12 protein-coding genes are annotated in these 14,766 nt (G+C 76.3%); 6 read left to right on the top strand and 6 right to left on the bottom strand.

Features of this window, described 5'->3' with window-relative positions:
- The first annotated feature begins 120 nt into the window (after positions 1 to 120).
- Complete coding sequence (locus ACSLTV_RS08960; RefSeq protein ID WP_432138412.1) at positions 121 to 1,110, top strand: Acg family FMN-binding oxidoreductase; 990 nt, start codon at positions 121 to 123, stop codon at positions 1,108 to 1,110.
- A gap of 73 nt (positions 1,111 to 1,183) precedes the next feature.
- Here ACSLTV_RS08960 and ACSLTV_RS08955 read toward each other — a convergent pair whose 3' ends face one another.
- A complete protein-coding gene (locus tag ACSLTV_RS08955; RefSeq protein WP_432138413.1) occupies positions 1,184 to 3,529 on the bottom strand; it encodes a heavy metal translocating P-type ATPase in 2,346 nt (781 codons plus the stop codon).
- A 19-nt stretch (positions 3,530 to 3,548) separates the two neighbouring features.
- A complete protein-coding gene (locus tag ACSLTV_RS08950) occupies positions 3,549 to 4,418 on the bottom strand; it encodes a universal stress protein (protein WP_432138414.1) in 870 nt (289 codons plus the stop codon).
- A 261-nt stretch (positions 4,419 to 4,679) separates the two neighbouring features.
- On the opposite strand from ACSLTV_RS08950, the gene ACSLTV_RS08945 reads away from it, so the two are divergent.
- A complete protein-coding gene (locus ACSLTV_RS08945; protein WP_435611937.1) occupies positions 4,680 to 7,412 on the top strand; it encodes a cation-translocating P-type ATPase in 2,733 nt (910 codons plus the stop codon).
- 246 nt (positions 7,413 to 7,658) lie between these two features.
- Here the strand turns inward: ACSLTV_RS08945 and ACSLTV_RS08940 are convergent, their stop codons facing one another.
- The 4 genes from ACSLTV_RS08940 to ACSLTV_RS08925 all read right to left on the bottom strand — a co-directional run bounded on the left by ACSLTV_RS08940 (position 7,659) and on the right by ACSLTV_RS08925 (position 10,740).
- Entirely contained in the window at positions 7,659 to 8,657 is a 999-nt protein-coding gene (locus ACSLTV_RS08940; protein WP_435611957.1) for an Acg family FMN-binding oxidoreductase, read from the bottom strand.
- A 116-nt stretch (positions 8,658 to 8,773) separates the two neighbouring features.
- Positions 8,774 to 9,484 (bottom strand): response regulator, encoded by a 711-nt coding sequence (locus ACSLTV_RS08935; RefSeq protein WP_432138416.1) that lies wholly within the window; start codon positions 9,482 to 9,484, stop codon positions 8,774 to 8,776.
- 81 nt (positions 9,485 to 9,565) lie between these two features.
- Positions 9,566 to 10,279, bottom strand: coding sequence for a CBS domain-containing protein (locus ACSLTV_RS08930; RefSeq protein ID WP_432138417.1), 714 nt, complete (start codon positions 10,277 to 10,279; stop codon positions 9,566 to 9,568).
- Positions 10,276 to 10,740, bottom strand: coding sequence for a cyclic nucleotide-binding domain-containing protein (locus ACSLTV_RS08925; RefSeq protein WP_432138418.1), 465 nt, complete (start codon positions 10,738 to 10,740; stop codon positions 10,276 to 10,278). The genes ACSLTV_RS08930 and ACSLTV_RS08925 overlap by 4 nt, the downstream gene beginning before the upstream one ends.
- Positions 10,741 to 11,144: 404 nt before the next feature.
- On the opposite strand from ACSLTV_RS08925, the gene ACSLTV_RS08920 reads away from it, so the two are divergent.
- From ACSLTV_RS08920 to ACSLTV_RS08905, 4 genes are all read left to right on the top strand, one after another.
- Positions 11,145 to 11,759 (top strand): hypothetical protein, encoded by a 615-nt coding sequence (locus ACSLTV_RS08920; RefSeq protein ID WP_432138419.1) that lies wholly within the window; start codon positions 11,145 to 11,147, stop codon positions 11,757 to 11,759.
- Positions 11,760 to 11,880: 121 nt separating this feature from the next.
- The gene (locus ACSLTV_RS08915; RefSeq protein ID WP_432138420.1) at positions 11,881 to 12,786 is read left to right on the top strand and encodes a universal stress protein; all 906 of its coding nucleotides are present in this window, start codon (positions 11,881 to 11,883) and stop codon (positions 12,784 to 12,786) included.
- Positions 12,787 to 12,855: 69 nt separating this feature from the next.
- Positions 12,856 to 13,878 (top strand): alcohol dehydrogenase AdhP, encoded by a 1,023-nt coding sequence (gene adhP, locus ACSLTV_RS08910; RefSeq protein ID WP_435611936.1) that lies wholly within the window; start codon positions 12,856 to 12,858, stop codon positions 13,876 to 13,878.
- Positions 13,875 to 14,756 carry a universal stress protein gene (locus ACSLTV_RS08905; RefSeq protein ID WP_432138422.1) on the top strand — a complete coding sequence of 294 codons (882 nt, stop codon included), beginning with the start codon at positions 13,875 to 13,877 and terminating at the stop codon, positions 14,754 to 14,756. The genes adhP and ACSLTV_RS08905 overlap by 4 nt, the downstream gene beginning before the upstream one ends.
- Positions 14,757 to 14,766 lie beyond the last annotated feature (10 nt).

The raw sequence follows: 14,766 nt of genomic DNA, 5'->3' as shown, positions 1-14,766 counted from the left end.
CGCCGGCCCGGGGGCCGGACGGCCCCCGGCGCCGGCCCGACGGCCCCTGGCATCCGCCGCCGCACCGAGGGACGCTGGCTGCGAGGAACCCTGCCGTCCGCCTCCGAGGGGAGGTGCGCCATGCCGGCGCGACCACTCGACCCGATGACCGTGCGGGCCCTGGTGGCGGCCGCCACGGCCGCTCCCTCGCTGCACAACGCCCAGCCCTGGCGCTTCCGCTACCGCAGCGCCGACCACGTCCTGGAACTGCGCGCCGACTTCGAGCGCGCCATGCCGTACACCGACCCCGACCACCGCGCCCTGCACATCGGCTGCGGCGCCGCCCTGTTCAACCTGAGGGTCGCCGCCGCCCACCACGGACTGGGCGCCCCCGTGCGGCTGCTGCCCGACGCCGCCGAACCCGGACTGCTCGCCGCCGTCCGCCCGGCCGCCACCGACCAGCCCGACCACTCGCTCGCCGTGCTGCACCCGGCGATCCCGCGCCGGCACACCAGCCGCCACCCGTTCCGCGACGAACCCGTGCCGTTCGACGTACGGGACGAACTGTCCGCCGCCGCCCGCGCGGAGGGCGCCCAGCTCTTCTTCCCCGACCCCTGGCACGTGGCGGCGCTGCTGAACCAGATCCACGACGCCGAGGGCCGCGACCTGGCGGACCCGGAGCGGACCGATGAGGTACGGCGGTGGACCCGGGTCGGCCCCGAGGCCGCCGACGCGGCCGTCGACGGGATCCCCGAGTACGCCTTCGGACCGTCCAAGTACGACGGCGGCGCCCCGGTCCGGGACTTCGCCGGCCGACGGCACCTGGCCGACCGCACCTGGGCGACCTTCGAACCGGCTCCCAACATGGTCCTCCTCGGCACCCGCCACGACCGCGCGGCCGACTGGCTGACGGCCGGGCAGGCCCTGGAGCGCGTCCTGCTCCTGGCCACGCTGCACGGCCTGGCCACGGCCCTCGCCTCCCACTCCCTGGAACGCTCCGACCTGCGCGAACTCGCCCGCGACCCCGCGTCCGACATGGGCTACGTCCACATGATCCTGCGCATCGGGCACGGCCCGGCGGGTACGGCGTCACCGCGCAGGCCGGTGCCGGACGTCCTGGACATCGTCTGACCGGCACCGGCACCCGCCCTGGACCTTCCGGACCACCGGCCCGGACCGTCCGGCCCACCTGCCCGCGCCTTCCCTACGCCGACGGGCCGGGGGCCGGGTCAGGGGCCAGGGAGAAGTAGCTCTCCTCCTCCTGCACGAAGTGCAGGCGCAGCACCGTGTGCAGCCCGTACAGGCAGGCGCGCAGGTCGTCGAGCTGCTCGGGGGCCAGGCCGGCCGGTCCGGCGAGCGCCAGATGGGTGGCGACACGCCGGGCCAGCCGGTCGATCTCCGCGTGGGCGCGGCTCATCGTCGCCGTCGCCTCGGGGCCGCCCAGGGCCGGTGCCAGCGCCGGGTAGAGCTCGTGCTCCTCGGCGTGCTCGTGCGGCAGCAGCCGCTCGGTCAGCAGCCGGTGGACGCCCGCCACCGCCGCCAGGGCCTCGTCCGGGTCCGCGTCGGCGGAGAGGCGGTCGGCGGCGTCCCGGACGGCGTCGAGGACGTCCCGCAGATCGTCGTGCTCGGCGGCGAACCGGCGGACCAGCTCCGCCGCGCGCGGCTGGAGCGCCGGCCCCACCGCGCGGTCCGCGCCGAGGGCCCGCAGCGCGTTGAGGATCACCGCCGCGTCGATGCCCTCCTGCAGCAGCGCCCCGGCCGCCGGGGGCAGCAGCCCGAAGGCCGCCGCGACCATCGCGGCCAGCGACAGCGCCATCCCGCCGAGCGCGCTCTGCACGGCGATCCGCCGCGCCCGCACGGCGATCTGGACGGCGTCGGCCAAGCGGTCCACGCGGTCGGTGGTGAGCACCACGTCGGCCGCCTCCGAGGACGCCGTGGAACCGTGCGCGCCCATCGCCACGCCGACGTCGGCGGCGGCCAGCGCGGGCGCGTCGTTCACCCCGTCGCCCACCATCACGGTGACCGCCCGCTCGCGCTCGGCACGCACCTCGGCGACCTTGCCGGCCGGGGAAAGCCCGGCGCGCACCGCGTCCAGCCCGAGCACGGCGCCGACCTCGCGGGCGGGCTCCGCCCGGTCCCCGGTGAGCATCACCAGACGCCCGAACCCCGCCGTCCGCAGCCTGCGCAGCGCCCGCGGCGCGTCCGGCCGTACGGGGTCGCGCAGCAGTACGGCCCCCACCGCCCGCCCGGCAACGGTCAGCCACGCCACCGCCGCCCCGTCCAGCAGCGCCCGGTTGTCCACGGCCCGCACCCAGGCCGGGAGCGGCGATCCCGGGGCCGCCGAAGCGCCCGGCTCCTCGGCGAGGCGGCCGACCGTGACCCGCCGGCCCTCGACGACACCGGTGGCGCCCCGGCCGGGCTCCTCGGTCACTCCGTCCGGCGCCGACAGCTCCAGGCCGCGTTCCCGTGCCGCCTCCACCAGCGCCCGGGCCAGCACGTGCGGGGAGTACTGGTCGACGGAGGCGGCCAGCCGCAGCACCTCGCCCGGCGGTGTGCCCGGCGCGGCGAACACGTCCAGGACACGGGGCCGGCCCCCGGTGAGCGTTCCCGTCTTGTCCAGCAGCAGGGTGCGGGCCCGGCCCAGCGTCTCCAGCGCGCCGCCGTCCCGGACCACCACCCCGAGCCGCGACGTCCGTGACAGACCCGACACCACGGCCACCGGAGCCGCCAGCAACAGCGGGCAGGGCGTCGCGACGACCAGCACGGCCACCGCCCGCACCGGGTCGCCGCTCAGCAGCCAGGCGATTCCGGCCACGGCGAGGGACAGCGGCAGGAACCAGGCCGCGTACCGGTCGGCCAGCCGCACCACGGGCGCCGACCGCTCCCCGGCCTCCCGGGCCAGCCGGACGATCCCGGCGTAGGTGCTGTCCGCCTCGGTCGCGCTGGCCCGCAGGTCGAAGACGCCGCCCGCGTTGACGACACCGCTGCGCACCGCTTCTCCCGGCGCCCGCCGCACCGCGAGCGGCTCCCCGGTGAGCGCCGACTCGTCCAGCACGGCCGTGCCGCCGGTCAGCCGCCCGTCCACCGGGACCACCTCGCCCGGCCCGACGACCACCGTGTCCCCGACGCCGATCTGGTCGCACGGCACCGTACGCACCTCGGCGCCCGCACGCAGCCGGGCGGTGCGCGGCGCGCGCTCCAGCAGCGCCCGCAGGTCACGCGTCGCCCGCCGCCGAGCCGCCGCCTCCAGCGTTCGGCCGGTGGCCAGCATCAGCGCGATCAGCGCCCCCGCCAGGTACTCGCCCACGGCGAGCGTCCCGCCGAGGGCCAGTACGGCGATCAGGTCCACGCCGGCCTGCCCGCGCCGCAGCGCCGACAGCACCCAGCCGAGCGCGGGCACCACGGCGATCCCCGCGCAGGCCCCCCACAGCAGGTCCGCGAGGCCGGCGGCGCCGGCCCAGCGGGCCACGCCGCCGGCCGCCACCAGAACCGCCGTCACCACCAGCAGCACGGGCTCCAGCCGTGCCGTGCGGGAACGCAGCACCTCCATGGCGGCACCCGGCCGGTGTTCAGTCGTGCGGTACGACGGCGACGGGGCAGGGCAGGTGGTGCAGGGCCGCGTGCGCGACCGGCCCGAGCTTCCACATCAGCGGCGACGGGTGCCGGCGGCGGCCCACCAAGGCCAGCCGGGCGTGTGCCGACGCGGTCAGCAGTACCTGGGAGGCGGAGCCGTGCGCGGTCTGCTGCACGACGTCGACGCCCGGGAACTTGTCCTGCCACGGCGCGAGAACGGCGGCGAGCCGCTCCCGCTCGCGCTCCAGTTGCCCGTCGGTGCCCGGGTCCCCGGCCAGAGTGGACAGCGCCAGCGCCCGCACGGCGCGCAGCGCCACCCCGTGGACGTCGGCGGTGGCGAAGGCGAACTCCAGCAGCGGATCGACGGCCGGGGCGACATCCTGCACACCGACGACGACCTCGTCGCGGCCGGTGACCGCCGGACGGCCGAAGCCGGTCTCCACGGCCGGGTCACCGGCCCGCACGGTCACGGCGGGGCAGTGGCTCAGTCCCAGCACGTGCAGACTGATGGAGCCGAGCAGGAAGCTCGACACCGAGCCGTACCCGCGCGAGCCCAGCACCAGCAGCTCGGCGCTCTCGCTCAGGTCCACCAGGGCCTGGGAGGCCGGCGCCGAGACCAGCTCCGCGGTGACGGCCAGCGTGTCGTAGCGGTGGAGCAGCTCCGCCTCCGTCCGCCGCAGCACCTGCTCGCCGTAGCGTCGCTTGCTGTGCGCGGCCTGCGCGATGGGTACGTTGAGGGGCTGCGTGGTCCACGAGTGGAGCAGCAACAGGGGCAGTCGCCGGTCCACCGCCTCGCGGGCGGCCCACCACGCGGCCGTCACGCTGGCGGGGGAGCCGTCGAGCCCGACGACGACGGGTCCGGTCATGGCGCACCTCCGGGGTCGGCACGGCGACGGGGCGGGGAGTCCCCGCCGCGCGTCTTTTCCTCCCACCTCCAGACTGGCCGCCCCGCCCCCGCCGGGGGAGGGCCGGACGGTGCGGGCTTGAGGCCCGGACGGCCCACTGCGGCGGCTCCCGGCCCGGCCGAGGCTGGGAAGCGGGCAGCGGACGGGCGGCTGCCCGCCGCGCCGCGCCGCCCACGGCACCGGCGCTCCCGGACGCCCGGGGAACCCGGAACAGGAGAGGCCATGACGGTACCGAGGACGGTCGAGGAGACCGCCGCTCGTCTCGGAGTCGACCCGCGCACCGGACTGACCGCCCGGGAGGCCGCCGAACGCGCCGCCGCGCACGGGCCGAACCGGCTCGCACAGCCCGCCCGGCGGCCGGAGTGGCTCAGGTTCCTCGACCAGTTCCGCAACTGGCTCATCGGCATCCTGCTGATCGCCGCCGTCGTCGCCGCCGCGATCGGCGAGGTGCGGGACGCCGTCGTGATCACCGTCGTGCTGCAGATCAACGCCGTCCTCGGCTACCTCCAGGAACGGCGTGCCGAGCGCAGCCTGGAGGCGCTGCGCCGCATGCTCGTCCCGACGGCCCGGGTCCGCCGCGACGGCACCGAACGCGAGGTCGCCGCCGAGGCCCTGGTCCCCGGCGACGTGGTCCTGCTGGAGGCCGGTGACCGTGTCCCCGCCGACGGACGGCTCCTGGTCGCGGAGTCCGTCGAGGTCGCCGAAGCGGCCCTGACCGGCGAGTCCCAGCCCGTCCCCAAGACGGCGGACCCGCCACCCGCGCCCGCCGGAACCGGTCCCGTTCCCCTTGCCGAGCGGACCGGCGAGCTGTTCATGAACACCGCCCTGACGCGCGGGCGGGCCGAGCTGGTCGTCACCGCGATCGGCATGGACACCGAACTCGGCGCGATCGCCGAGGCGCTGCGCTCGGGCGGCGAGCCGCCGAGCCCGCTCCAGGTGCAGCTGGACAGCCTGGGGCGGCGGCTCGCGGTGCTCAGCGGCGTCGCGGTGGGCCTGTACGCGGTGCTCGCGCTGCTGCGCGGCGAGGCGCCCTCCGACATCGCCCTGCGGGCGGTCGCGCTCGCCGTCGCGGCGATCCCCGAGGGACTGCCCGCCGTCCTGGCGCTGACCCTGGCCCTCGGCGTGCACCGTATGGCCCGCCGGGGCGCCGTAGTCCGGCGCCTGGCCTCGGTGGAGGCGCTGGGCTCGGCGACGGTGGTGTGCAGCGACAAGACCGGCACCCTCACCCTCAACGAGATGACCGTGCGGTCCGTGTGGACCGCCGGCCGCCGCTACGCGGTCACCGGCGAGGGCTACGGCACCCGCGGCACCGTCGTCCGCGCCGACGGCAGCCCGGCGGACTCGGCCGAAGTGCGCGCCGGGGTCCTGCCGTTCGCGCTGTGCAACGACGCCCGCCTGACCGGGGACGGCTTCGTCGGCGACCCCACCGAGGCCGCCCTGCTCGTCCTCGCGGCGAAGGCGGGCACCGACCCCGACGCCCTGCGCGCCGAGCGGCCCCGCACCGGCGAGCTCCCCTTCGACGCGGCGACCAAGTACATGGCGACCTTCCACACCGAACCCGGCGGCCGCACCCGCGCCTACGTCAAGGGAGCCGCCGACGTCCTGCTCGACCGCTGCGCCACCGTGCTCACCGAAGACGGTGTGCGGCCCCTCGACGAGCCACGCCGCGCCGCCGTCCGCGCGGTCACCGCCGGACTGGGCCGCTCGGGACTGCGGGTGCTCGCGGCGGCCACCGCCCTCGTGGACGGCCCTGCCGGCCCCGTCGGCCAGGGCGGCGTGGACGGCCACGAGGGCCCGACCGGACTGACCCTGGTGGCCGTCGCCGGCCTCGCCGATCCGCCCCGCCCGCAGGCCCGCGCCGCGATGGACCTGTGCCGCACGGCCGGCGTCGCCGTCAAGATGATCACCGGGGACCACGCGGACACCGCGGCCGCCGTCGCCCGCGAGGTCGGCATCACCGGCGAGGTGGTGACCGGCGCGGACCTCGACCGGATGCCGGAGGGGGAACTGACCCGCCGCGTCGAGGGGATCGGCGTCTTCGCCCGCGTCGCCCCCGAGCACAAGGTGGCCGTCGTCCGCGCACTCACCGCCCGCGGCCACGTCGTGGCGATGACCGGCGACGGCGTGAACGACGCGGCCGCGCTGCGCGCCGCCCACATCGGCGTCGCCATGGGCCGCACCGGGACCGACGTGGCCAAGGAGGCCGCCGACCTGGTCCTCACCGACGACGACTTCTCCACCATCGTGCGGGCGGTGCGCGAGGGACGCGCCATCTACGCCAACATCGTGAAGTTCGTCCGCTTCCAGCTCGCCACCAACATCGGCGCCCTGCTCACCCTGCTCGGCGCCTCCGCCGCCGGGCTGCCCGCGCCGCTGACCGCGACCCAGCTGCTGTGGGTCAACATCATCATGGACGGGCCGCCCGCGATGGCCCTGGCCGTCGACCCGGCCGGCGAGGACATCATGCGCCGCCCGCCCCGCGACCCCGCCGAGCGGATCCTGAACGCCCGCCGCCTGCTCGCCGTCGGCCGGGCCGGCGCGGTCATGGCCGTCGGTACCGTCACCCTGTTCGCCCTCGCCCGCCCCCGGACCGGCGACGCCACGGCGGCCACCATGGCGTTCACCGCGTTCGTCCTGTTCCAGCTGGTCAACTCGCTCTGCGCCCGCGCGGAGGACAGCCCCCTGCTGGGCCGCCACCAACTGACCAACCGCACCCTGTGGCTGTGCCTGGCGGGCGTGCTGGCCGTCCAGGTGGCCGCCGTGCACCTGCCGTGGGCGCGCTCCGTGTTCGGCACCGTCCCGCTCACCGCCGCCCAGTGGGCGGTGTGCACGGCCGTCGCCTCGACGGTCCTGCTGGCGGAGGCAGCGGTCCGCGCGGCGACGGCCGTCCGGGGCCGACGGCACGTCCCGGACGGGCAGCCGTCGGGTGGTGCGGGTGCAGCAGCGGCGCGGTGACAGGGTGGCGGAGGGTGGTGCGGGTGCGGGTGCGGGTGCGGGTGCCTTGGGGAGTCCCTGAACCGTCGCGGTGAGCGCGGGCGGGGCCCGGGCGGGCAACCGTCGGTGCGGGTGCGGGTGCGGGTGCGGGTGCGGGTGCGGGTGCAGGCCGGTGCTGGTGGGGGGGCGGGTGCGGATGGATGCGGGTGCGGCGCCGATGTGGTGGCCGGGTACGGGCCTGGCACGGGCTTCGGGGGCCGCGAGCGGTCAGGGCTGCGGGCGGGGCGGGGAGCCCTGGGCGGGCAGCCGCCAGACGGTGCGGCGTGGCGTCGCGGCGCCTTCGGGGCCGTAGCCGAGCCGCAGCACCATCTGCACGTGGCGACGGCCCTGCTCCGGCGGGGACGTGAGTTCCGTGCGCAGGTCAGGCCACTCCAGCGCCTGGTGCAGCAGCGAGGCCCGCAGACCGTGCGCGGTGGCCACCAGCAGGACCCGCTCCAGGGCCTGCCCGGCCCGCAGCCAGTCCGCGCGGCGGTCGTGCTGCGTGGTCAGCACCGCCAGCCGGGGCCGGACCTCGAAGGAGCGGGCGGGCAGCGCCGCCGTACGGCGGTGGGCGCCGAAGTCACGCATCGGGAGCCGTTCGCGGTAGTCCTGCGGTCCGACCGCCGTCGGCGGGATGCCGAGCGCGGAGACGTACGGTGCCCGCAGCCAGCGGCGGCTCTCCTCCGCCCGGTCGGCGTCCACCCGGTTGCGCTGCTCGCCCTCCCAGGTCAGCCGCAGCAGCCGGTCGGTGCCGTCGGCGTCGGGCAGGACCAGCCCGGCCCCTTCCGTGAGGGCGGCCTCGACGAGCTCGGCGGGCAGCCCGGTGGGCAGCCGGCGGTCCGTGTACGGCAGCCGGCTGCTGCGCCGGCGCCACAGCGCGTCGTACAGCCCGGTCGGCTCCGGCGAGTGCGGCGGCCCGCCCAGCCGCACCCGGGCCAGCAGGCCGGGATCGTCCGGGCGGGGCAGCAGCCGGACCGCCGGCTCCCGGCCGCTGTGCGCGGCGGCGATCCTCAGATTGAGCAGCGCACACCCCACCGACAGGTGCAGGGCGCGCCCCGCAGGGTCGATGTGGCGCAGTCCGCGGTCGGCCGCCGCCCGGATCTCCAGCGCGGGGGCGTGCGGGTCGAAACGGAACCGCCAGGGCTGGGTGTTGTGGATCGAGGGAGCGGCCGCGGCCGCCGACAGCAGCGTCCGCAGCGTCGTGACGTCGAGCACCGCCGTGACCATCGAGGACTCCTCCCCGCCCGGCACCGGGACGACGCCGGGCTGTTCGCAGCCCATGATCGTCCGGGCGCGGCGCCCAGCCCAGGGGCCGTACGTCCTTGGGGCCCGCCGGAGGGCCCTCAGCGCACCAGCGGGGCGCGGGGCGCGGGCTCGGGCTGCTGGTCCAGCTGGGAGGCGAGGACCGCCGCCTGCACCCGGCGCTGGACGCCCAGCTTCGACAGGAGCCGGGAGATGTGGTTCTTGACGGTCTTCTCCGACAGGTACAGCTGCTTGCCGATCTCCCGGTTGGTCAGCCCGTCACCGATCAGCGCCAGGATCTCCCGCTCGCGCGGCGACAGGCTCGCCAGCTCGGGCGCGCCCTCCGGCGCCTCGGCGGGCTCGGTGCGCAGTGAGCGCATCAGCCGGGCGGTGGTGGCCGGGTCGAGCATCGACTGCCCGGAGGCGACCGTACGCACCGCCGAGACCAGGTCGGAGCCGCGGATCTGCTTCAGCACGTAGCCGGACGCGCCGGCCATGATCGCGTCCAGCAGGGCGTCCTCGTCGTCGAACGACGTCAGCATGAGGACGGACAGCTCGGGCATCCGGCTGCGCAGCTCACGGCAGACGGAGATGCCGTCGCCGTCGGGCAGGCGGACGTCGAGGACGGCCACGTGCGGCCGGACCGCGGGGGCGCGCACCAGGGCGTGCGCCACGTTCTCGGCGTCACCGACCACGGTGATGTCCGGCTCGGCGTCCAGCAGGTCCGCCAGTCCGCGCCGGACGACCTCGTGGTCGTCGAGCAGGAAGACGCGGATCGGGTCCTGCGTCGAAAAGGTGCGTGCGTCGGTCATGTGGACCCCTTGTCGTTCCCCGGTGGTGGCGGACTGCGGGCCGCCCCTGCCGACGATCCTGAGCCAGCGCCGACCCGCGCACTAGGGCCGACCGGCCCCTTCCGCCCCCGGGCCCGGCTCCGCGTCGCCCGTCAGCTCGAACCGGACGTCCACCACCCCTTCGACGGACCGCACCAGCCGCGCGGCCACCGGCACCAGGGAGCGGTCCCGGACCCGGCCGGACAGCACCACGACCCCCTCCTGGACCGCCACCCGCACCGACGACGCGGGAGCGGGCAGCAGGTAGGCCACCACCTCGCGGCGCACCTCCTCGGCGATGTCCTCGTCCTCGCGCAGGAACACCTTCAGCAGATCGGCCCGGCTGACCACCCCCACGAGCAGGCCCGCCCCGTCGACGACGGGCAGCCGCTTGACCCGGGCCCGCGCCATGGTCCGCGCGGCCTGCGCCAGAGTGGTGCCGGCGGTGACGGTCAGCGCCGGTGACGTCATCAGCTCGGCCGCCGTCAGCGAGCCCGCCTTGGCGAGGTCGGACAGCCGGCGCAGCTGCGTGTACCGGTCGGGGTCGCTGTCGCGGAACTCCTCCTTGGGCAGCAGATCGGCCTCGGAGACCACCCCGACGACACGACCCTCCCGGTCCACGACGGGCAGCGCGCTCACCTTGCGGCCGTGCAGGACCCGCACGATCTCCTTGAACGCGGCGCGGCGGCCGACGCGGGCCACCGAGCGCGTCATCACGTCCGCCACGATGTGCGGCGCCGCGGGCCGGCCCGTCGCCGCCTCGGGGGCGGTGCTCATCGCCCGGCCCCGCTGCCGTAGGGACCGTACAGGTCGAGCAGGCGGGTGCGTGCCGCGTGCAGCCGGTGGGCCACGACGCCGCCCACCCATTCGGCGACCGCCCGGCCGAACAGCGGGTCGCTCTCGCACAGCGACCGCACCGCGTCCGCGTCGAACTCGTACGCCCGGACCGGGCTCGCCGCCTCGGCGCCCAGGTGCCAGGTGTGCGGCGGGAACAGCCAGGACCAGCCGACCAGGTCGTTGTGGCCCAGGGACTCGATCACCGCGGCGCGGCGGCCGGGTACCCGCATGTCCAGATCGACCGTGCCGGTGCGCACGATCCAGAACCGGTCGGCGCGGCCGCCCTCCTCGAAGAGACGGGCGCCCGGGGGGAACGCCACCTCGTGGGCGATCCCCATGAGCCGCTGCCGCTGTTCGGGGGACAACGCCCGCGGCATGCTCGTGGTGGCGGGAGCGTTCATGGCGTGCCTCCAGGAAGGCGCGTACGGAAGGACACCTCCAGCGTGTGCGGGCACCCGCCCACGGGCCATGGGCCACCCGGCCCCGGCGGCGGGCCGCCCGGCTGCGCCGGCGAGCCCTCGCGGCCCCGTACCGGCGGCCCCGCGAGCGCACCGGCCCCGACACGGCGCGCGGCATTCCGTACGGCCGTACGGGCACCCGTGCCCCCCGGACCGGACGGGGCCCGACCGCCGTCGGTCGGCCCGCGGCCCGGTCGGTCCCGCGGAAGGGGCCGTTCAGCCCCCTGGACGCCGACTTTCGGCATCCGGCGCGCCACGCTCGGTGAGACCAGATTGGGCGGTGCGAGAACAGCACGGAACGAGCCGCAGACAACCACTGACGCACCACTCCCGAAGGGAACACGACCATGGCCGTTCACGACCACCCGCACCGCCACACGGGGTTCCGCCTTCCGTCCCTGCGCCGGACGCACACGGACGGCACCGTCACCGACACGGCCACCACCGCGGTGAGCGCCTACGCCTTCGCCGCACTGCGGCTGCTGACCGGGTTCGTCTTCCTGTGGGCGTTCCTGGACAAGACCTTCGGTCTCGGATACGCCACCCAGTCGGGCAAGGGCTGGATCGACGGCGGTTCGCCCACCCAGGGCTTCCTCAGCCACGTCGCGGCCGGCCCGATGGAGTCCACGTTCCACGCCTGGGCCGGGGACGCCTGGGCGGACTGGCTGTTCATGCTCGGCCTGCTCGGCATCGGCGTCGCCGTGATGAGCGGCGTCGCGCTGCGGCTGGCCGCCGTCGCCGGCACCGCCATGATGGCGCTGATGTGGATCGCCGAGTGGCCGCCCGCCAAGCACCTGTCCGACGGCGCGCTCAGCATGTCGACGAACCCGTTCGTCGACTACCACGTGATCTACGCCGCCGCCCTGATCGCCCTCGCGGCCGTCGGCGCCGGCGCCACCTGGGGACTGGGCCGCGTCTGGGCCCGGCTGCCCCTCGTCGGCCGGCACCCCTGGCTGCGGTGAACCGCCCCGGTACGGCGGGCCTTCGGCGGGCCCGCCGCCACCGGGTACCCACCCGTGAGCCGACCCCCCAGCCCCCCGTCACCGGGCTCCCACCACACCATCCGATCCGGAGGCAGACACCATGGTCCGCACAGTTGTCGTAGGACTCGACGGCTCACCCGAGAGCAAGGCCGCCGCGGCCTGGGCGGCCCGCGAGGCCGCGGAGCGCCGGCTCCCCGTCACCGTCCTGCACGTGTGGCAGCCCGTCCCCGAGGCGATGACCCAGACGCCGCCGCTCGGCGCCGAGACCCAGCAGCACTGGACCGAGCGCATCCCGCGCGAGACCGCCACCGTCCTCAAGGCCCGCCACCCCGGCCTCCAGGTCACCGCGGAGCAGCGGCACGGCTCGCCCTTCGACGTCCTGGTGGACGCCGCGAAGAACGCCGAGCTGCTGGTCCTGGGCTCGCGCGGGCTCAGCGGCCTCGGCGGGTTCGTCGTCGGCTCGGTCGGCATGTACGTGGTCGCCCACGCCCAGTGCCCCGTCATCCTCGTCCGCGCCGGGGAACAGGCCGCCGACGAACACCGGCCCGACCCGTCGGGCGCCCCCACCACCGCCACCCCGTACCGGCCCGTCGTGCTCGGCCTGAACCCGGCCGGCGCCGCCGACGCGGTCGTCGAGTTCGCCTTCGAGGCCGCCGCCCGCCGCGACACCACCCTGCACGTGGTGCACGGCTGGACCCTGCCGCCGTACTACACCTACGGCCTGGGCACCGACGCGTCCCTGCACGAGGAGCTCACCCGGCAGCAGACCGCCGCCCTCAACGAGGTCCTCGCACCCTGGCGGGAGAAGTACCCGACGGTGGAGGTCGTCGCGGACGCCCGCTCGGGCAGCGCCGCAAGCCACCTCATCGACGCCTCCCGCGACGCCTCGCTGGTGGTCGTCGGCCGGCGCGTCCGCCGCACCCCGATCGGTGCCCGCACCGGCCCCGTCGCGCACGCCGTCCTGCACCACGCCACCGCCCCCGTCGCCGTCGTCTCGCACAGCTGACCCCCCGACCGAACCCGCCGATCCCGATCGGCCGGTACCGATCCACGCACCACCCGAGGAGTTGACCCCATGAAGGCAGCGGTCGTACGAGCGTTCGGCGAGCCCCTGGTCATCGAGGAGCGCCCCGACCCCGTGCCCGGCCCCGGCCAGGTCCGGGTCCGCGTCGAGGCCTCCGGGCTCTGCCACACCGACATCCACGCCGCGCACGGCGACTGGCCCGTCAAGCCCAGCCCCCCGTTCGTCCCCGGTCACGAGGGCGTCGGCCTGGTCGAGGAACTCGGCGAGGGCGTCACCCACCTGAGCATCGGGCAGCGGGTCGCCGTGCCGTGGCTCGGCCGCGCCTGCGGCCGGTGCGAGCACTGCCTGTCCGGCTGGGAGACGCTGTGCGAGCAGCAGATCAACACCGGCTACGGCTGCGACGGCGGCTACGCCGAGAAGATGCTCGCCTGGGCCGACTTCGCCCAGCCGGTGCCCGACGGCGTGACCCCCTTCGACGCCGCGCCGCTGACCTGCGCCGGCGTCACCACCTACAAGGCCCTCAAGGTCGCCGACGTCCGGCCCGCCCAGCTCGTCGCGGTCTCCGGCGTCGGCGGCCTCGGCCACCTCGCCGTCCAGTACGCGAAGATCGCCGGGGCGACCGTAGCCGCCGTCGACGTCACCGACGACAAGTTGGAACTCGCCCGCGAACTCGGCGCCGACATCGTCATCGACGCCCGCAAGGAGGACGTCGGGGCGACCCTCAAGCAGCACGGCGGTGCCCACGCGGCCATCGCCCTCGCGGTCGACGAGGCCGCCTTCGCCGCCGCCAACGCCGGGCTGCGCCGCGGCGGGAAGCTGGTCATGGTCGCCCTCCCGGCACACGGCACCGTCCCGGTGCCGATCTTCGACACCGTGCTCAACGGCACGTCCGTCATCGGCTCCATCGTCGGCACCCGCCAGGACCTCGCCGAGGTGTTCCAACTGCACGCCGCGGGCCGCACCAAGGTCATCTACGAGACCCGCCCGCTGGAGACCGTCAACGACTCGATCCACGCCGTCCTGCACGGTCAGGTCAAGGCCCGCATCGTCTTCGACCTCGGCGCGGGGAGGTGAGCACCGTGACGACACCCCTGCTCGTCGGAGTGGACGGCTCCGAGCCGAGCCTGCGCGCCGTCGACTGGGCGGCCGACGAGGCCGCCCTGCGCACGGTGCCCCTGCGCGTGGTCTACGCCTCCCTGTGGGAGCGGTACGAGGGCAGGTCCCTCACCCCCGACCTCGCCAAGCCGGCCGAGGAGGTGCGCGCGGACGACATCCTCGACGTCGCCGTCCGACGCGCCCACCGCCGCCACCCCGGCCTCGACGTCGTCGCCGAGGCAATCGCCGAGGAACCGGAGTACGCCCTCGTCCACGAGGGCCGCGACGCCGGTCTGCTCGTGGTCGGCACGAGAGGCCGCAGCGGCATCGTCAACCTGCTGCTCGGCTCGGTCAGCCTGACCGTCGCCGCGCACGCCCCCTGCCCGGTGGTCGTGCTGCGCGGCAGCCACGACAACCAGACCGCCGCACCGGTCCACGGCCGGGTGGTCGTCGGCGTCGGCGACGACCCCGGCGACGGCACGGTGCTGCGCTTCGCCTACGAGGAGGCGCGGCGGCGCGGCGCCGTCCTGGAAGCGGTACGGGTCTGGCGGTGCCCGGCGCACGAGACGGCCGGCCACCCGCTCCTCGCGGGCGAGGCCGTGGTGGTGCACCGGGAGCGGGCCGCGGAGGTCCTGGAGGCGGCCCTCGCGGACGCCCCGCCGGACGTGAAGGTGCACCCCCGTACGGTCGAGGGCCACGCCCGGCGGGTCCTGGTGGACGTCTCGCACCGCGCCGACCTGCTGGTCGTCGGCGCCGAGCGGCGCGAGGGGCGGCACGGGCTGCAGCTCGGCCGGGTCGCGCACACCGCGCTGCACCACGCCGCCTGCCCCGTGGCCGTCGTACCGCACCCGGCGTGATGCGGGCCGC

The sequence above is a fragment of the Streptomyces sp. bgisy159 genome (assembly GCF_965341775.1).
Lineage (GTDB): Bacteria > Actinomycetota > Actinomycetes > Streptomycetales > Streptomycetaceae > Streptomyces.
This window is presented reverse-complemented; position numbering and strand designations above follow the sequence as displayed.